This is a genomic window from Paenochrobactrum sp. BZR 201-1 (assembly GCF_044987585.2).
Lineage (GTDB): Bacteria > Pseudomonadota > Alphaproteobacteria > Rhizobiales > Rhizobiaceae > Paenochrobactrum > Paenochrobactrum pullorum.
The window spans coordinates 1-15,729 of the sequence record NZ_JBJDRZ020000008.1; the positions used below are offsets into that span (position 1 = coordinate 1).

At 48.6% G+C, this 15,729-nt stretch carries 21 protein-coding genes; 18 read left to right on the forward strand and 3 right to left on the reverse strand.

The window, feature by feature from the left end:
- Nucleotides 1-237: 237 nt before the first annotated feature.
- From ACI0FR_RS07520 to ACI0FR_RS07530, 3 genes are read right to left on the reverse strand one after another with little or no spacing between them, the layout of a single operon-like run.
- A complete protein-coding gene (locus ACI0FR_RS07520; RefSeq protein WP_461667884.1) occupies nucleotides 238-849 on the reverse strand; it encodes a type VI secretion system-associated protein TagO in 612 nt (203 codons plus the stop codon).
- Nucleotides 850-883: 34 nt separating this feature from the next.
- Nucleotides 884-1,174, reverse strand: coding sequence for a TM2 domain-containing protein (locus tag ACI0FR_RS07525; protein ID WP_461667885.1), 291 nt, complete (start codon nucleotides 1,172-1,174; stop codon nucleotides 884-886).
- Nucleotides 1,175-1,186: 12 nt separating this feature from the next.
- Complete coding sequence (locus tag ACI0FR_RS07530) at nucleotides 1,187-2,008, reverse strand: XRE family transcriptional regulator (RefSeq protein ID WP_461667886.1); 822 nt, start codon at nucleotides 2,006-2,008, stop codon at nucleotides 1,187-1,189.
- A 67-nt stretch (nucleotides 2,009-2,075) separates the two neighbouring features.
- Between ACI0FR_RS07530 and ACI0FR_RS07535 the strand changes: the two genes are divergently transcribed.
- The 18 genes from ACI0FR_RS07535 to ACI0FR_RS07620 all read left to right on the forward strand — a co-directional run bounded on the left by ACI0FR_RS07535 (nucleotide 2,076) and on the right by ACI0FR_RS07620 (nucleotide 15,721).
- Nucleotides 2,076-2,273, forward strand: a complete 198-nt coding sequence (locus tag ACI0FR_RS07535; RefSeq protein WP_461667887.1) for a Cro/CI family transcriptional regulator — start codon at nucleotides 2,076-2,078, stop codon at nucleotides 2,271-2,273.
- Nucleotides 2,274-2,785: 512 nt separating this feature from the next.
- On the forward strand, nucleotides 2,786-3,229 hold the full coding sequence (locus ACI0FR_RS07540) for a hypothetical protein (RefSeq protein ID WP_461667888.1): 444 nt from the start codon (nucleotides 2,786-2,788) through the stop codon (nucleotides 3,227-3,229).
- A gap of 75 nt (nucleotides 3,230-3,304) precedes the next feature.
- Nucleotides 3,305-3,889 carry an HNH endonuclease gene (locus ACI0FR_RS07545; protein WP_461667889.1) on the forward strand — a complete coding sequence of 195 codons (585 nt, stop codon included), beginning with the start codon at nucleotides 3,305-3,307 and terminating at the stop codon, nucleotides 3,887-3,889.
- The gene (locus ACI0FR_RS07550) at nucleotides 3,886-4,428 is read left to right on the forward strand and encodes a hypothetical protein (protein ID WP_461667890.1); all 543 of its coding nucleotides are present in this window, start codon (nucleotides 3,886-3,888) and stop codon (nucleotides 4,426-4,428) included. Before ACI0FR_RS07545 ends, ACI0FR_RS07550 begins: the two co-directional genes overlap by 4 nt.
- A complete protein-coding gene (locus ACI0FR_RS07555; RefSeq protein ID WP_461667891.1) occupies nucleotides 4,428-4,976 on the forward strand; it encodes a helix-turn-helix domain-containing protein in 549 nt (182 codons plus the stop codon). Before ACI0FR_RS07550 ends, ACI0FR_RS07555 begins: the two co-directional genes overlap by 1 nt.
- Before the next feature lie 98 nt (nucleotides 4,977-5,074).
- Complete coding sequence (locus ACI0FR_RS07560) at nucleotides 5,075-5,635, forward strand: hypothetical protein (RefSeq protein ID WP_461667892.1); 561 nt, start codon at nucleotides 5,075-5,077, stop codon at nucleotides 5,633-5,635.
- 1 nt (nucleotide 5,636) lies between these two features.
- The gene (locus ACI0FR_RS07565) at nucleotides 5,637-6,284 is read left to right on the forward strand and encodes a hypothetical protein (RefSeq protein WP_461667893.1); all 648 of its coding nucleotides are present in this window, start codon (nucleotides 5,637-5,639) and stop codon (nucleotides 6,282-6,284) included.
- Nucleotides 6,281-7,780, forward strand: coding sequence for a replicative DNA helicase (locus ACI0FR_RS07570; RefSeq protein WP_461667894.1), 1,500 nt, complete (start codon nucleotides 6,281-6,283; stop codon nucleotides 7,778-7,780). Before ACI0FR_RS07565 ends, ACI0FR_RS07570 begins: the two co-directional genes overlap by 4 nt.
- Nucleotides 7,777-8,070 carry a hypothetical protein gene (locus ACI0FR_RS07575; RefSeq protein WP_461667895.1) on the forward strand — a complete coding sequence of 98 codons (294 nt, stop codon included), beginning with the start codon at nucleotides 7,777-7,779 and terminating at the stop codon, nucleotides 8,068-8,070. The genes ACI0FR_RS07570 and ACI0FR_RS07575 overlap by 4 nt, the downstream gene beginning before the upstream one ends.
- 113 nt (nucleotides 8,071-8,183) lie before the next feature.
- Nucleotides 8,184-8,507: a hypothetical protein gene (locus ACI0FR_RS07580; RefSeq protein WP_461667896.1), complete on the forward strand. Its 324-nt coding sequence runs from the start codon at nucleotides 8,184-8,186 to the stop codon at nucleotides 8,505-8,507.
- Nucleotides 8,504-8,884 (forward strand): hypothetical protein, encoded by a 381-nt coding sequence (locus ACI0FR_RS07585; RefSeq protein ID WP_461667897.1) that lies wholly within the window; start codon nucleotides 8,504-8,506, stop codon nucleotides 8,882-8,884. The genes ACI0FR_RS07580 and ACI0FR_RS07585 overlap by 4 nt, the downstream gene beginning before the upstream one ends.
- On the forward strand, nucleotides 8,875-9,441 hold the full coding sequence (locus ACI0FR_RS07590) for a DUF6362 family protein (RefSeq protein ID WP_461667898.1): 567 nt from the start codon (nucleotides 8,875-8,877) through the stop codon (nucleotides 9,439-9,441). Before ACI0FR_RS07585 ends, ACI0FR_RS07590 begins: the two co-directional genes overlap by 10 nt.
- A gap of 174 nt (nucleotides 9,442-9,615) precedes the next feature.
- Nucleotides 9,616-10,629, forward strand: coding sequence for a DUF2806 domain-containing protein (locus tag ACI0FR_RS07595; protein WP_461667899.1), 1,014 nt, complete (start codon nucleotides 9,616-9,618; stop codon nucleotides 10,627-10,629).
- A gap of 192 nt (nucleotides 10,630-10,821) precedes the next feature.
- Nucleotides 10,822-11,007 (forward strand): hypothetical protein, encoded by a 186-nt coding sequence (locus ACI0FR_RS07600; protein ID WP_461667900.1) that lies wholly within the window; start codon nucleotides 10,822-10,824, stop codon nucleotides 11,005-11,007.
- 499 nt (nucleotides 11,008-11,506) lie between these two features.
- Nucleotides 11,507-11,923, forward strand: a complete 417-nt coding sequence (locus tag ACI0FR_RS07605; RefSeq protein ID WP_461667901.1) for a hypothetical protein — start codon at nucleotides 11,507-11,509, stop codon at nucleotides 11,921-11,923.
- Nucleotides 11,924-13,654 (forward strand): terminase large subunit, encoded by a 1,731-nt coding sequence (locus ACI0FR_RS07610; protein WP_461667902.1) that lies wholly within the window; start codon nucleotides 11,924-11,926, stop codon nucleotides 13,652-13,654. It abuts the gene before it with no gap.
- Nucleotides 13,654-14,898, forward strand: a complete 1,245-nt coding sequence (locus tag ACI0FR_RS07615) for a phage portal protein (protein ID WP_461667903.1) — start codon at nucleotides 13,654-13,656, stop codon at nucleotides 14,896-14,898. Before ACI0FR_RS07610 ends, ACI0FR_RS07615 begins: the two co-directional genes overlap by 1 nt.
- Nucleotides 14,876-15,721, forward strand: coding sequence for a head maturation protease, ClpP-related (locus ACI0FR_RS07620; RefSeq protein WP_461667904.1), 846 nt, complete (start codon nucleotides 14,876-14,878; stop codon nucleotides 15,719-15,721). The genes ACI0FR_RS07615 and ACI0FR_RS07620 overlap by 23 nt, the downstream gene beginning before the upstream one ends.
- The last annotated feature ends 8 nt before the right edge of the window (nucleotides 15,722-15,729 follow it).

The following is a 15,729-nucleotide window of genomic DNA, read 5'->3' on the forward strand; positions in this document are numbered from 1 at the left end:
TGCTGAGTTAGCTAAACTGGATGCATATTTTCCAATAAGCTCATGTCCATCGTTGCCATTTTTAAACTCTACCCACTCGGTTTCTCTTCCTAGGGCAAGGAGTTTGTGAACAAGCTGTTCTGGGTTGTATATGGCCAATGGTTCTCACCCCTTGTATCGCATGTGCCGTTGACGGTTATTTGTTCCCAAAGATCGCTTCATGCATAATCCATCAAACTCTTCCGGCGATATAGACCGTCACCACTTGCACTCTTCACGCAGTGGCTTGATAGCATCTGATAAGCCCGCAATCTTGAAGGTTGCAGTAAATGGGCTCTGCCCGTAAGGTGTCATCCGTACGACCATTTCGTCCTTACTGAGCATCTGCTTGATTACCGGTATTGATTTACCACCAGACCATAGGCCTAAAGCTTTATTATCTGTTGATTCTGCCATCCCGACTTTACGAGCTTTGTCACTATCAAGCCTGTAGGTAACATCGCCGTAATCGTTGTAGTCGCTTGAGGTCATGTGACATCCGGTGTTAATATACAGGGATGTTTTTTTCTCTTGGCAGCGCAGGATTAAGCGGATCTTTTCACCCCGGTTCCAGCCGCAGTTAACAACTTCTTCTGAAGCTAAAAATAAAGTAATATTCTTATCGTCGGTAAGCTTAGAAGTGGTTGTTGATACATCCCATTTGCCTGGCGCTTCTTTCGCAGGCGTAATGAGCGGCGTTCTACCCGATATTTTGTCATAGCAAGCAAGGCGATCAAGGTCGTTATCCGTTTTAATGCAAACGGAAATTTCAGCTGCATTAGCTGATGAGATTGTAATTAGTGCGGCCCCCACCGCTAATATTCCCCTCATATTCCCCCCCAAAAAAAATAAGAATATTTGCTGTTTATGTAGCGCTGTTTATTAGCGCATCTGATGACAAGCGCCGGCGCACCTCATCTTTTTGTTGCTGAACCATGCCGGGTATTAAAAAGGCATCAATTATCACCCAGACGAAACCAATAACAATAAAGAATGATAATATCTGTAGGACAGCACTACCTGGGCGGCCCAGATAAAATCTGTGCGCAGAGAAAAACCATAGAAAAAACCATAAAAGGTACGCAGCACCTACCGATTTAGACTCATTCGTAACCCGTTGCTCAATGAGTATTTGTTGCTGAGTAGATAGTGCCATTTTTACACCTTGTTATTTTCTCGCCATGTGCCCGCAGATGCGACCGATAATTGTCAACTTGTCCAATTCTACCGTGAAGGTTTCCAGCATAGGATTGTCTGAAATAACCTTGACCTGCTTTGGCTCACTGAATGGTATTTTCTGCAATCTTTTGATCTGCGGCGGCTCATCATCATAGCTGATTGCATACACTGTATCGGTGGTGACTGAATTTTGAGAAAGGTCAACCAGTACGCGATCACCCGGAAGATATGATGGGTGCATTGAATCCCCGACCACCTCCATAATGGTGGTGTGGCTTGGTGATGATTTGATTTCCTCGCGAAGATAATCAAGCGGGATAACCCATTCACGGATGACCTTGTGCCCAGAGACGCTGCCGTCACCAACTGGCAGGTTGATGATGTCACCAATAGTACCGTTACCAGCTCCAAGCTTAATATCTAATTCAGGGATAGCTCCGGCAGTATGCGGCTTCCAGTGTTCGCGTGAGTAGCCATTACCTGCGTAGACATCATCATCTGGGTCAAAGCTGGACACAAGGCGAGGCTTTGACAAAGGTTGAGTTGGTGAACGACGAAAGTCCTCTGTAGCGCTTCCGCGACCTGTAGCCAGCCATTCAACAGGCTGTTCCAGAATGAGAGCAATCTTCTGAAGGTTCTCAAACTTGATGCCTTTTCCCAATTCCCAATTACCAACAGCGCCACGAGTGACGCCAAGCAGGGATGCAAAAGCCTCTTGTGAAAGCTTCATGTTGTCATGTCGCAATTGCTTGATGCGTTTCCCAATGGCCGCGGAATCTAGTGCTTCTTCTGTCATTTTTTGAATATGCATGTAGAAAGGCCAACTTTCATCGAAAGAGTTGCTTGCATTATTTGGAAAGATATGCTTTCAATTGTGTATGGAAAAAGCTTGTGAGAATGCCAAATTGAAAGCAGGAGGCCCAGCCTCGTTAGCCAAGTCTCTTGGGGGGATTACTTCCCAAGCGGTATCGCAATGGAAAAAGGTGCCGGCTGACAGGGCATTGGAAGTTGAACGCGTCACCGGTATTTCACGCCATGAATTGCGCCCCGATATCTTCGGCGGGGCAGCGGCATGAGCATTCACTCTGACATGATTGAACGGTGCGCTTTTGCACTGTTCCAGACGTTTATCAAAAACGTTGTAGGCACCTGTAAACCTAAGCGAAACTCAGCTGGTCAGGTCACAGGCTTAGAGACTTTGGATGAAGCTGCTGAAAGGCGCTGGCATCAGATGCCTGAACTATCTCGTGAACGCTTTCGCGTTGAATCCGCAGCGGTTCTAGCCGCCGCTAAACCCCATTGCCTACCGTCCCCCTCCCATACTCGCGGTAGGCGGTAAGACCGGAGTTCTGGTTCCCCCAATTGGAACTCCGGTCAAACCATTTCTCAAGAAGGATTAGCCCCATGAACATCACCGAAAAATGTCGAAAGGATTATGTGCCTGCAAGCTGTCTCCCTTCGGCTGCTTTGGTGCGTTCTCCGGCCAAGTCCACAAGACGAGTTGGACGCCCGTACTGGTTTTCCATTCCTTTCGGACGATCCGTTCCAACTTCATTTCAACAGTCCTTTCGTTCTGGGATGCGTCCCAATGACTGCATCCACGGTTCAATTAATAACCGTGGAGTCACCCAAGATCATGGAAATCTCACCCAAGAACGTGGATTTTTCACCCAAGCGCTTTTCACAGGATCGTATCTCAATGTGTGACGCTGACTTAGCTGCTGACCTTCTGGATGAACTGATTGGACAACGCGGCCTACGTGAGCCGATCAAGTCCATGCTCGATAGAGCTTACGACAAGCTTTCCAGAAAAAGTTCTAAATGGACGCGCCGCAGGGTTAGGGCGATTTTTAACAAAGAAGCCAACCGCATCGAAAACCGTGAAATCACGGACTTAGAGGCGCTAATCATCGAAAGAGAGCGACATGCTGCCTACAAAGCAGAAACCGCCCGTATGGCTCAGATGGCTATCACTCCGGCGTCGAATATTGCTCGCCGCTACGCTCCGCAGGAGGGGAACCAGCTTAGCTGAGTACGTCTGCCCGGAGCTGATTGATTACCCAACGATTGAAGAAGAATTCAACATTCCAACATCGGGAGAACGGAAATGAAAAATACCTGCTTAATTGATGGCTGTTGTTCTCCTGTAATCGCGAGAGGGTATTGCACAGCGCATTACAAACGGCTCCGAAGGCACGGCAGCCCAACAGGCGGTGGAACTGCGTTCGGTGCCCCGCTGAAATGGTTAAAGCAATCCATAATCCAAGAAACTGACGAATGTATTGAGTGGCCGTTTGGCATGAACGAAGGGTACGGATCATTAAAGTACAACAAGCAAACAATAACCGCGAATAGGTTGGTTTGTAAGTTTGTCTATGGCGAGCCTGATGGACAAAAAGAAGCTGCCCACTCATGTGGGAACAGAAAATGTGTCAATAAACGGCATTTGCGCTGGGCAACATGGTCTGAGAATTCAGCAGACAAATTTGATCACGGCACCATTCCGTTAGGTGAAGCCGTACATAACAGCAGATTTACCAAAGAAGACGTAATCGAAATGCGTCAACGCTCTGCGGCAGGCGAAAGTTACGGGTCAATCGCCAAGTCATTAAGCGCCGATGTCGGCCATATCCGAAGAATTATCATTGGTGAAATTTGGCAGTCCATTCCAATGGTAGGAGAAGCAGCATGAGTAATATAGGTCACAACAGCATTTCAGATGAAGATCGCCGCAATTTATTTTTCGTGCATCGTCACCATTACCTCAAAGCATTAGCAGTAAAAAAAGCCGCTGATTCAGCTTTAAAGAATGTCGGCAAGTCAGTGAAGGCCGATCTTGGGCCCAATGGACTGGATCAGATTAAGCTCTACGAAAAGGCCAAGACCGACGAAGGCTTACAGGCGATCAAAGATGAGATCGAATCTCATCGTCAGGCGCTGGCGTATGCTGACATTCCGGTCAATACCCAGATCGACCTATTCGATATGACAGCTAAATTTGATGAGAAAGCTTACAAGGCTGGCCTGACTGCGGGTCTCGAAGGAGAGACGATGATCAACCCATACAATGAGGCCACTCAAGACGGCCAAGATTGGGGGCGTGGATGGCATGAAGGGCAGGGCATTCTATTTGAAGGCATCAAAAAGAAAGAGCAGCCCGAGCCAGAAAGCGAACTGATTAAGCAGCCCGATCACGGGGAGCCTGACTTCCCAGATGCGGAGGCAGCGTAGTGGTGAAGCTAACACCCGGCAGCAGGAGGAAACCCCTGCGCCACATTAACGAAGGCAAGCAAATCAATGAGCTGGCTACAGAAATGGGGCTTTGGCGAAGGACGATCAATCGGCTGATCTATAATGATACCGAGATTGGCAACGCATGGGTTACAGCCTCAGAAACCAGAAAAGATATAGCCCTCGCTAAAGCATCAGCCAAGATTAAATCCTCTAAAAAATACTGCCCAGCCGAAAGAGATATGATGCGAGCCATCATCGTTCGGGAGCCAACAACGGCATATAATAGCGCCAAGGAAATCATGGCGAATTTGGCCGAATTGAACGGGCTAACAATGGCTGACCTTACAGGGCAATCCCGTGCAAGGCACGTTTCTTTGGTACGGCAAACGGCAATGTATGAGATCAGGCAGCAACTGCAATATTCGCTACCGCGGATCGGTCAATTATTCGGTGGCCGCGACCATACAACAATTCTTCACGGCATTAATAAAATAGCGGAAATCCGGCGCCGCATTAATCACAGCAAGGAGCAGGTGGCAGCATGAGTGATTTCATTGGTTGGCTGATGATCTACAGCGTGTTCGCATTCATCATGGTGTTGGTCGTTGTTTTCCCGTTCGTTTTTTGGCTGGTGGAGTGAGATATGACTGTTGTGGCTTCGAACTATGCCCGAAAAGAGAATGATCTATATCAGACGGAACCATGGGTAACAGAAGCGTTATTGCGCCGGTTTCCGCTTAATGGTCAGTCAGTTTGGGAACCAGCAGCCGGTAATCATTTGATGGTTGATGTCCTGAAAGAACATTCTCCAATGGTGGTTGCGAGTGACATCGTTGTTTACGACCGTGAACACGATTTTATTTATGATTTTTTGTCAGATGTAGATCACTATTTTAGCGCAGATACACTGATCACAAATCCACCGTATGGAAAAGGCAACCGTGATGCGGTGAAGTTTGCTGAAAATGCGCTTGAGCGATGCGCTGGCATGGTCGCATTACTGCTGACTACCAAATTCGACTTCGGTAAAACCCGTCGCCACCTGTTTGCAGATAACCCCCGCTTTATTGCCAAGATCAATCTGGTTGATCGTATCCAGTGGTTTGAAGGTGCGACAACCGGTACCGAAGATCATGCATGGTATATCTGGGGCGCAACACCGCTTATCCCGTCAAAGCCAGTCATTTTGTATGAGGGCAAATGAGATGCACAAGCTCACAATTGATCCATCCACTAAGGCTGGGTTTTGTCTCCTTCTAGATGACAGTGAAAAGCCAGAGGAGCAACAGCGGTCCGTTGGTGAGCGCCTTTCTTATGGCACATGGGATTTAACCCGCGACATGGATGGCAATAAATGCAATCGCCGCGGCCAGTATTACCTCAATCTATGGGATAACATCAGCCAACTTCGTCGGAGCCATGGCATCGAGGGAGAGAACCTTGAGATCGTGATTGAGGCAGAAGCTTATTCAGCCGCACGTACTGAAGCCTCAGCACAGTTGGCGGGCGGATGGCTGGCAACGCTTGAAATGATGTGTGAGCGCCGCGCTTTGCTATACCCGCGGACCGTTACAACGTCATCATGGCGTAAGGCTTTCATTGGTGTGGTTAGAGCACCCAAAGAAATCGTTAAGGCTGATGAGCGCCGTAAGTGGATCAAAGACAAAGTCCTTGAGGAATGCGCTCGTCGTGGTTTGAAACCGAAGGATGACAACAGCGCCGATGCGATTGGCTGCATGTTCTGGCTCGTGTCGGGCGGCAAGGCTCATCAGGAGGCTACACGAGCAGCAAAAAAAGCCAAAACACAAGCAAAGCGTCAACAGATCAAGATGAACCTTAAGGTGGCAGCATGAACGCCCAACGCCGATACGATCAAGATCACTGCCAGCCTGAAATATGCAATGTCGAGGGCGAGGCCGCGATTATTGGAACAATCCTTGTCAACAATGACGCTTATCAGCTTGTTGCCGGCATGCTCCAGCCAATGCACTTCTCACAAAGTATTCTAGGTGAAGTTTATGAAGTGATGGGTGACTTGATTAAAAAGGGTCAGGTTGCCCAGCCGGTAACGATCAAGCCTTTTCTCCCATGGGATCAGAATGTCAGCCCTGACATGACTTTGGGCAAAATGGTCATTCGTGCCTGCGCCCAGCACTCATTGCCACCTGCGATGCTCCCCCAGATCGCTCAGATGCTGGTTGATCTTTATAAGCGTCGTCAAATTATCTCGGTGGCCGAGGATATGATCCGAACGGCTCAGAATATCGAAACGGACGGTGACCCAGCCAAAATTGGTGAAAAGGCAATCTCTGAAATCAGTCAGGCTCTTTCTGATGGTGATGATATATACGGTGCCGTTTCTTTCGGTGCTGCCTTAGACGAAGCGTTAGAGGCAACGAATAAGGCATACAAGGGTAAAAAGGGAACCGGAATAGGTTACCGTTTCCGGCCGATTGAAGAACTTATCGGCCCTATGTGTGGCGGCCAGCTTATCATTCTTGGTGGCGCAACAAAGCAGGGCAAGTCAGCACTGGCAGGTCAGCTGGCAATGGGGGCGGCTTCGGAAGGATTTCCAGTTTGGTTTTATTCCGGTGAAATGTCTCATATTGAGTTAGCGATGCGTGAAAGCAGCCGTGAAACCAATGTCACAGTGAACCGACAAAAGCGCGGGAAGGTCACAGAAAGTGACTTTGAGCGTCTCATGCATTTCCGCAATGCCCACAAGGACAAGCAAATTTATATTCAGCAGAAGCGATTGACGCTGGATCAGATTGAGGAACGTGTCCGATACTTTGTTTCCAAAAAGGGGAAAGGTCTTGTTGTTATTGACCATATGGGGCTGATCGACCGCGGCAAAGATGAAAAGAAGATGGCTGATTGGGAGTTCGGTCAGATTGTAACCGCGAGGCTTAAGCAGATAGCCAGAGAGACGGATATCCCAATCATCGGGTGCGCTCAGCTCAAGAAGAATGTTTTCACGGATTATAAACCGACAATAAATGAGAAGTTCTTTCACCAGTTGCTTGCCAAGAAACCGCGATATTCCGACCTGATTGGGGCAATCGAACGCGATGCCGATCATGTGCTTATCCCATTCAGACCGGTTGTTTTCCTGAAAGAGAATGAGCCGTCAAAGTTCTCCGATCTGTATGAGGTGTGGAAAGACCTCGTAGATCAGAATGAAGACAAGGCTAAAATATTCCTTGCGCTGTCCCGTGAAAGCCAGTGGCCCCGCGATGTTGAATGCGGCTGGCATGGAAGCACAACCAGCTTTGTCGATCTGGGCGGCATGAACGCGCCTGAGCTTATCAAACGTGAAGTGTTAGAAAACCCAATGGGGCTGCTATGAATTGTTTTTCTGGATATGTCCGTGAAGTTCCACGCGGCTACTGGGCAATGCTTCGTTTTGCACGAGATGGTAAGCCAAAGCCAGTTATGGGCGAGGGTGACAAGCCAATCGTTTACGCAACTAAGCTGGAAGCCACGGAAGCTGCCCTCAAACATCTTCTGGCATATATGAACGGTGATTACCTGCGCACAGGAGCAACGGCAGCCAGTGCACGCTCTGAGGCAGAGAAAGCATTCGGAACGATCTTCAAAAAGGGCAAGGCAATTCTGGTGGAAAGGAAGGTCGCTTGAAGCACCGATGCGATATCTTCAAGGTTGCGCGTCAGTGTGGGGTGATCCTACGGGATAACTTTGACCACTCACCGACAAGCCGGAAGCCCAGAGAGTGCTTCTGCAAACATACCTTGAGGGAAATCGGACGAGAGCAGGGCGAGGATCATCTTCGCCTTGTTTTGTTATTGATGGTTGGTTCGCCGCAGAATGCACGGGAATTGTATGCAGACATGATTAAGGCCGTTTCGGCGGTGCTGGTGCGTAACCCTGAATTGGTCAGCAGAAGGACATTGGTTCAGGATTTTGATGCGATTGATCTCGGCAGCCTACGCAGGAAGGCCAAAGGGATGAATTGTGGGCTACCGACCACGCATGTGTTGCGTGTATTAATCGGGATAAAATTCTATGATCCAATACAGGGTGATTTGCTAGAATGGCTAGGGGAGGCAGCATGAAGTTTTTAGTCAAAGGCTTGGGATCAAGCGACACATCGCAAGACATCGTGCGAATTCATTATTACAACCGAAAAGGCATACCGCGGCATTCAGTAATTGAGCTGGAGTTCAACGGACGAAAAAAGAATGTCGTTGTTCTTGGTCATGATGAAAATCCATCTGAAATATTGATGGACATAGATTTGAGAGAATATTTTGGTATTGAAAGAGATACCCATTGTGAATTCGAATTCGCGCGCGCTGGGTTTTTGGGAAAGATCAAGTATCTAATCAATGCTACCTCTCCGGCGACTTTCATTCCAGCATGGATATCAGTTTTATCGTTGTTCCTCGGGGTGGTCGGCGCATTTCTAGGAGCAATTTCTCTATGGAAATAATATATCAAGCTTGGACACACAAAGACATTGAGGCACGGGTACTAGAAGCGGCGCAGACATTAATGCTGATGCCAGGGGTAAAGATGCCAGCATCCATTCAAGCCATATGGCGGGAATACAAGGACGATTACGGAAAGGCTAAAACGCACTATCGCCGGAGACCAGAGGCGGCAGCAATCGACCGTATGTATGAAACATGGGAATGGATTAACGCACTGGAAAGCGAAGCAGACCGCAAGCTTTTGTATGGTTGGGCGCGGGTGAAAGTGCATAAGGGAATGAAATTGAGCTCTTACGCATTAGAAAATATGATGAATGACCGACAATTGAAAAGAAAAATTGATCAGTTAAATCATTGGATTGCGAACAATCTCAACCGATTGTATTTCGTTCGGTTGACAGACGGCGTTGACCCCGTGTCCGAAACCGAGCATAAATCACATCAACAAACGGTATCGTCCAAGAGTTGTGTTCGTGGGGCAAATCACTTCATGGCTCAGGGCGCTAAGCCCAAGAACATCCCTTCTCTTCATGAGAAAATGAAACCCGCTGCATAAGCGGATGGGCAGGAATACGAGGTGGAAGGCAGCTTAAAGGCTGCCTTTTTGTTTTATACGCCCAGACCAAGCGATAATAGGTGCTTGTTTAGGCTGCCAAAGTCTAAAGACCACATCATTGCAAAATGTTTAGGAATCACCTCACGTTTAATTAAGTTTAGACGGGGGTGAGTTATGGAAAAAGAAGATCATCTTTCGAATGAAATTTCTGTATCCGCAGAGGTAGTTGATAATAGTATTAAGGCATCCGCAAAGAGTAGAGCTTTATCTGGAATTGATCGGTTAGTCGGCAGTTCAGTTGACTTTTTTAGCGCAAAAATTGAAGCGCTTACGGAAAAGAGACGAGAAAAAACGCAAGGCGAAGTTGCTATTATTCGTAAGGCGGCAGAGTTTGGGATACAAGAAATGCATATTGATCACGAATTTTCCAAGCGAGCCTTTGAAACACATTTCAAAGGCATATTACGAGAACAAGAGAATAAAGACGCAGTAGTAGCGAATGCACTTCAGGATTTGTCTAGTAACCCAATGGCTGAAGAGGCGATGAATGCTGGGCCTAAGGAGTTAAGTGAGGATTTTCTTGGGCGATTTGAGGACTACGCTAAAGGCGCTTCGACAGATGAGCTTCGTGAGCGCTGGGGAAGAGTTCTCGCTGGGGAGATACGGAAGCCCGGAACTTTTAATAAGAAAGTTTTAAGAGCTATTGATGAACTAGACAGTGATGTTGCGAAGTTATTTGAAGAATTATCAGCCTACGGATTTGGAAATATTCTTTTTAGATCACTCGTGCGGAACACATCTTACACTGAGCGGGTCAAACTTTTCGGAGCCGGCATTTTTACTAGCACTGCAGATGACCAATTAAGGGCTTTTTCAAAGATGACACAGAGTAATGGGGAGGAGGTTTGGTGTTTTATTATTAGTGAATACGGGGTTGGGTTCCGAACAAACTTAGAAATTAATTATAAAAATGAAATAGGTTTAAAAAATAATAACGGGGAACCATGTTTCGCAACTTATTTACTCAGTGACGTCGGGGAAGCATTATTGAAATTAATTAATAATGATGAACGTGAAGTTGCTAAATTTGTGTTTGAAAAGTTAAAATCCGTGATCCCAGAGGAAAGTTTATATCTTTATCAAATAGATCATAAGTCTGGTTATGCAAAAAGAATTTATGATTTTTGAGATGCTTACCCACACCCCGCCTAGTGCGGGGTTTTTCATTTTCGGAGCGGCACTCCTTTAACTCATCCCCCCGAGCGATGAGGCCATAGCTACACTCGTGCGGAAGAAGCAACGCTGGCCGCTCTTGGGTGAAGGGCCTGCATATCACGGCGTGAAGTGGGCAGGCTCGGTAAAGACATCAAAGGATTGGATATGATTAGTTGGATGCTGATGGTGGTTACAGCCGGAGCCATTATGATCGACGATGTGAAGCTGACACCAATGACGGAAGTGCAATGTAAGACAGCGGTGAAACAGCTCGCTCCATTAAAAGGAAAGATGGCAGCGGTTTGCGTTGGCCCTGATGGTCAGTCATTCGGCTTTGAGGATATTGAGTAGAGCTATGGCTAAGCTCCGCACCCTCAAGCCTCTGGTTTCTACGATGAAGCCAAGGCTGGGATATACTACCGGCAACGAACGAGAGCGCAGCCAGTATCGTGACCAGACACAGGCTTGGCGACAATGGTACAAGACCAGCAGATGGCAGAAACTACGTTGGTCAGTGCTTGTCCGTGATCTATTCACCTGCCAGATGTGCAAGGTGATCGAAGGCAACACATCACAATTGGTTTGTGACCACATAGAGCAGCACCACGGTAATGAGCAATCATTCTGGTCAGGACCATTCCAGACGCTTTGTAAGCGGTGCCACGATAGCACGAAGCAACGACAAGAGCGTCGCTGCTGGTAAGTCAGTCACAATAGCAAGTCGGTGGATTTTCAATCGTTTTGAAGGGAAATCAGACGGGGGGGAGGGTAAATCTTTGAAAAGACTTAGCTTTTTAGACCCGCGTCCCCCTCACTAACATATTATTTTTTTGGAGAGCGATTTTCAGCCATGGCCGGTAACAAAAACAGCGGTCGTCGTGAGTTTGTGCCAACTGACGAGGATCGAGAAAAAGCCCGCGTTCTCAAGGCTGGAGGCATGTCGAACGAGGCGATTGCTGAAGTTATTGGCATTTCTGAGCCGACCTTAAGAAAGCATTTTATTTTGGAGTTAGATCGCGCCACTGCAAAGGTGCGAGCTGACCTGCTGATGGCGCGTTATCGCTCTGCTATGGGTGGGAATGTTTCGGCACAGAACAAAATGATTGAGCAGGTTTCTGCCAATGATGCACTGCAACGCCTCGCCCCAGAAAAGCAGGAAAAGAAGCCGAAACTCGGTAAGAAGGAAGAGCAGATTTTGGCAGCACAATCCATTGGTGGGAAGTTTGCGCCACCGGCACCGCCTAAGCTGGTCGTGGATAATCGCTAAATGCTGATGGAACCTGAATGGTCTACTGCTTGTCCTGATTGGGAGAAGCGCATTCTTGCACGTCAATCATTAATACCATTCGCGCCATTGTTCCCTGATGAGGCAGAAGCCGCGCTTGCGGTGTTTAAGTCTCTCAAGGTCGTAGACATGGCGATGGTCTACGATGCTGATACGGAGAGCTTTGAGCATCCAACATTTGGCGAGGTGTCGGAGGAATGGGTATTTGATTTCGTCCGTGCTGTGTTTGGTGCGTATGATGAAAGGAATGCCAAGCGCCTGATTGAGGAATTCTTCCTCCTCATCTCGAAGAAAAACGGCAAGTCGACTATCGTTGCAGGAATCATGCTGACGGCGTTGATCCGGAACTGGCGGTATTCAGCGGAACTATTGATCCTTGCGCCAACGAAAGAAGTTGCTGACAACTCTTTTAAGCCGGCCGCAGATATGGCACGTGCCGATAAAGACTTAGTGGACTTATTGCATGTTCAGGACAACCTCAAGCAAATTACCCACCGGCTCACTAATGCGACCTTAAAGGTTATATCGGCAGATTCGTCCACGTCAGCGGGGAAGAAGGCTGCGTTTGTCCTTATTGAGGAGCTTTGGCTATTTGGTAAGAAAAACGGTGCCAGTGCTATGTTGCAGGAGGCAACCGGTGGCTTGATCTCACGGCCTGAGGGCTTTGTGATTTATATTTCTACTCAGTCAGATTCGCCACCGGCAGGTGTATTCAAAGAGAAACTGGATTACTTCCGGAATGTTCGTGACGGCATCATCAGCGACCCTCGCAGCCTTCCGGTGCTATATGAGTATCCGGATAAGATGGTTCAGAATAAGGACTATCTGAAGCCGAAGAATTTCTATGTGACCAACCCGAATATCGGGCGTTCGGTCAATAAAGAATGGTTAGAACGTAAACTTGCACTTGTCCTGAGTGGTCAGGATGAGGAAGGCGACACGATCCAAACATTCCTTGCCAAGCATCTCAACGTTGAGATTGGAATGAACACTCGAGCCAATCGTTGGCCTGGGGCCGACTTTTGGGTCAAGCGGAGCGATGAGAAGATCACGCTCCAATATCTTTACGACAATTGCGATGTGATTGTGCCGGGGCTTGATGGCGGTGGTCTGGATGACTTGTTCGGATTCGCTGCGCTCGGACGCCATAAGGTCACACGCGACTGGCTTTTATGGACGCATGCTTGGTGTCACAAAGGGGTTCTAGTTCGCCGCAAGGCAATTGCTGACCGGCTGAGAGATTTTGCCAAAGCTGGTGAGCTGACCATTGTCGAGGATGAGCTGGACGATATCAGCGCGATTGTTGAGATCATTGACGAGATCAAACAGCGTGGGCTTTTGGCATCGGTCGCAGTGGATCCGGCTGGGCTTGGTGAAATGATCGAGGCTTTGTCAGAAATTGGCGTCACTCAGGAGGAAGGGCTTCTGGTCGGTGCACCGCAAGGCTACGCGATGATGAACGCAATCAAGACCGCAGAGCGCAAGCTTGCCAACGGAACGCTTAGGCATTCTGGATCAGCTCTTATGTCTTGGTGCGTCAGTAACCTTAAAATTGAGCCTACAGCTACGGCGATCCGAGCTACCAAGCAGAATGCAGGTGATGCGAAGATTGACCCAGTCATGGCCTTGTTCGATGCGGTGACGGTGATGAGCCGTAACCCTGAAGCGAAAGGGCCGTCTGTATATGAAACAAGAGGCATATTGGTGGTTTAATGGACATTCTGAACATATTCCGCCGTAAGCCGGAGGCAGCAGCCGTGCAGCCACAAATTCATGCGATGTCCGAGGCGGCGCAGTTTATGGGTTTCGACGATCCGCGTTTTAAGGAATGGATGCGCAATGGCGGTGATAGCGCTGTGTCCCCATTGTCTATTAAGGAGGCGATGCGAAATACAGCGGTTTTCCGATGTGTCTCGCTAATTTCCTACTCTATCGGTATGCTACCGGTGCATGTTATTGATACGGAAACCAAAGAGAAAGCTCGTGAAAACGGGCTTTTTTCTTTACTGCACTCAAAGCCGAATGACTGGCAGACGGCTTTTAACTTCCGTCAGCATATGCAGCGTAATGCACTGGTTCATGGCAATGCCTATGCGCTGATTATTCGCTCAATGGGGCGTGTTGTCCGGCTGGTTCCGCTCGATCCGTCACTGGTTGTCGTTAAGCAGAATTCTGACTGGTCAGTTGAGTACCAGTACACGCCAAGGAAGGGCAATATTCGCACCGTTAGCCCGAAGGATATGCTGCATATTTATGCGGACAGTGGGGACGGCTTAACAGGCACTTCCATGGTGAAGGTAGCAGCAACTGCGATTGATCTGGCCCGCGAATTAGAGGATTCGCAACGCAACTTCTTCAAGAATGGCATGCTCATTGGTGGGATGCTGTCACACCCTGAGAAGCTATCGCCTGAAGCATATGCGCGACTAAAAGCTTCAATGAAAGAGCAGTACAGCGGAACGAAAAACGCTGGAAAGTGGCCTATTATTGAAGAGGGAATGCAGCCGCATCAATTTACAAGCAGTGCCAAAGCGAGCCAGCAGCTTGAAAGTCGTGCCTTGCAGATTGAGGAAATTGGACGTGCCTTTGGTGTGCCGCGTCCTTTCCTTGGCGTTGATGATACCAGCTGGGGCTCCGGCATTGATGTGCTCGGACAGATATTTGTCCGGTATGCGCTGAACCCTTGGTTTACGGCGTGGGAACAGGCCATCAAACGATCATGCATGACGGATATCGAGCGAGAGCAGCTTGAGGTTAAATTCAATGCTGGCGCTTTGCTACGTGGATCAATGAAAGATCAGGCTGATTTCTTCGCCAAAGCCCTTGGCTCTGGTGGGCATCAGCCGTGGATGGATTACGAGGAAGTCCGCGACACGATGGACTTGCCTGAGAAAACTATTGCGCCAAATCCACTTGCGCAGAAAGGTAATGGCAATGAGCCTAAAAACACTGCCTGAGATGCAGGCTTATCGTCTGCCAAAGGTTTGCGCCTTCGAGCCTGATGCAGATGCGATTGAACGCTGGAATGCAGGTGTTCAAGCTTCGCAGACCGCAGAAAACACGATCACCGTTCTTGATGTGATCGGCGAAGATTACTGGTCTGGCGGTGGCGTTACGTCAAAGCGGGTTGCCGCGGCGCTACGTGCTATCGGCAACAGTGAAATCTTCGTCGATATCAACTCCCCAGGCGGGGACTTTTTTGAAGGCGTGGCGATTTATAACCTGCTACGCGCTCATCCGGCAAAAGTTACAGTGCGCATTCTCGGTATGGCGGCTTCCGCTGCATCCGTTATCGCAATGGCCGGCGATGAGGTACTGATCGGCAAGGCTGGCTTCCTGATGGTTCACAATGCTTGGGTTGTCGCCATTGGTAACCGTCACGATCTGGCAGATGCGGCAAAGACCATGGAGCCTTTCGACGATGCGATGGCAACGCTCTATTCAGAACGCGCCAACGTCAAGAAGGCCAAGGCCGCCGAATGGATGGATGCAGAGACTTGGTTCAACGGTGAGCAGGCAATCGCTGCTGGACTTGCCGACGAATATCTCGCTGCCGATCAGGTCACAGAAGACAAGACTAAGGCAGATGCCAATCAGAAGGTCAACGCGGTGCGCCGTGTTGATGCGCTTCTGGCGAAATCAGGGCTTCCACGTAATGAGCGCCGTAGCCTCATCGGTGAAGTCAAAGGCGGTAAGCATAACGCTACCGTAACCAGTACGCATGACGCTGCTGATCTCAAAGCCGACATGGATCGGCTGATCTCCACAATTCGGTCGTAACAGGAGTA

Excerpts from the sequence above, each read along its gene's own strand:
- ACI0FR_RS07600 (WP_461667900.1), top strand. The coding sequence starts at position 10,822 with ATGATTAGTTGGATGCTGATGGTGGTTACAGCCGGAGCCATTATGATC.
- ACI0FR_RS07535 (WP_461667887.1), top strand. The coding sequence starts at position 2,076 with ATGGAAAAAGCTTGTGAGAATGCCAAATTGAAAGCAGGAGGCCCAGCC.
- ACI0FR_RS07575 (WP_461667895.1), top strand. The coding sequence starts at position 7,777 with ATGAATTGTTTTTCTGGATATGTCCGTGAAGTTCCACGCGGCTACTGG.
- ACI0FR_RS07525 (WP_461667885.1), bottom strand. The coding sequence starts at position 1,174 with ATGGCACTATCTACTCAGCAACAAATACTCATTGAGCAACGGGTTACG.
- ACI0FR_RS07545 (WP_461667889.1), top strand. The coding sequence starts at position 3,305 with ATGAAAAATACCTGCTTAATTGATGGCTGTTGTTCTCCTGTAATCGCG.
- ACI0FR_RS07565 (WP_461667893.1), top strand. The coding sequence starts at position 5,637 with ATGCACAAGCTCACAATTGATCCATCCACTAAGGCTGGGTTTTGTCTC.
- ACI0FR_RS07595 (WP_461667899.1), top strand. The coding sequence starts at position 9,616 with ATGGAAAAAGAAGATCATCTTTCGAATGAAATTTCTGTATCCGCAGAG.
- ACI0FR_RS07520 (WP_461667884.1), bottom strand. The coding sequence starts at position 849 with ATGAGGGGAATATTAGCGGTGGGGGCCGCACTAATTACAATCTCATCA.
- ACI0FR_RS07550 (WP_461667890.1), top strand. The coding sequence starts at position 3,886 with ATGAGTAATATAGGTCACAACAGCATTTCAGATGAAGATCGCCGCAAT.
- ACI0FR_RS07585 (WP_461667897.1), top strand. The coding sequence starts at position 8,504 with ATGAAGTTTTTAGTCAAAGGCTTGGGATCAAGCGACACATCGCAAGAC.
- ACI0FR_RS07570 (WP_461667894.1), top strand. The coding sequence starts at position 6,281 with ATGAACGCCCAACGCCGATACGATCAAGATCACTGCCAGCCTGAAATA.
- ACI0FR_RS07590 (WP_461667898.1), top strand. The coding sequence starts at position 8,875 with ATGGAAATAATATATCAAGCTTGGACACACAAAGACATTGAGGCACGG.
- ACI0FR_RS07540 (WP_461667888.1), top strand. The coding sequence starts at position 2,786 with ATGACTGCATCCACGGTTCAATTAATAACCGTGGAGTCACCCAAGATC.
- ACI0FR_RS07605 (WP_461667901.1), top strand. The coding sequence starts at position 11,507 with ATGGCCGGTAACAAAAACAGCGGTCGTCGTGAGTTTGTGCCAACTGAC.
- ACI0FR_RS07560 (WP_461667892.1), top strand. The coding sequence starts at position 5,075 with ATGACTGTTGTGGCTTCGAACTATGCCCGAAAAGAGAATGATCTATAT.
- ACI0FR_RS07615 (WP_461667903.1), top strand. The coding sequence starts at position 13,654 with ATGGACATTCTGAACATATTCCGCCGTAAGCCGGAGGCAGCAGCCGTG.
- ACI0FR_RS07620 (WP_461667904.1), top strand. The coding sequence starts at position 14,876 with ATGAGCCTAAAAACACTGCCTGAGATGCAGGCTTATCGTCTGCCAAAG.
- ACI0FR_RS07530 (WP_461667886.1), bottom strand. The coding sequence starts at position 2,008 with ATGCATATTCAAAAAATGACAGAAGAAGCACTAGATTCCGCGGCCATT.
- ACI0FR_RS07610 (WP_461667902.1), top strand. The coding sequence starts at position 11,924 with ATGCTGATGGAACCTGAATGGTCTACTGCTTGTCCTGATTGGGAGAAG.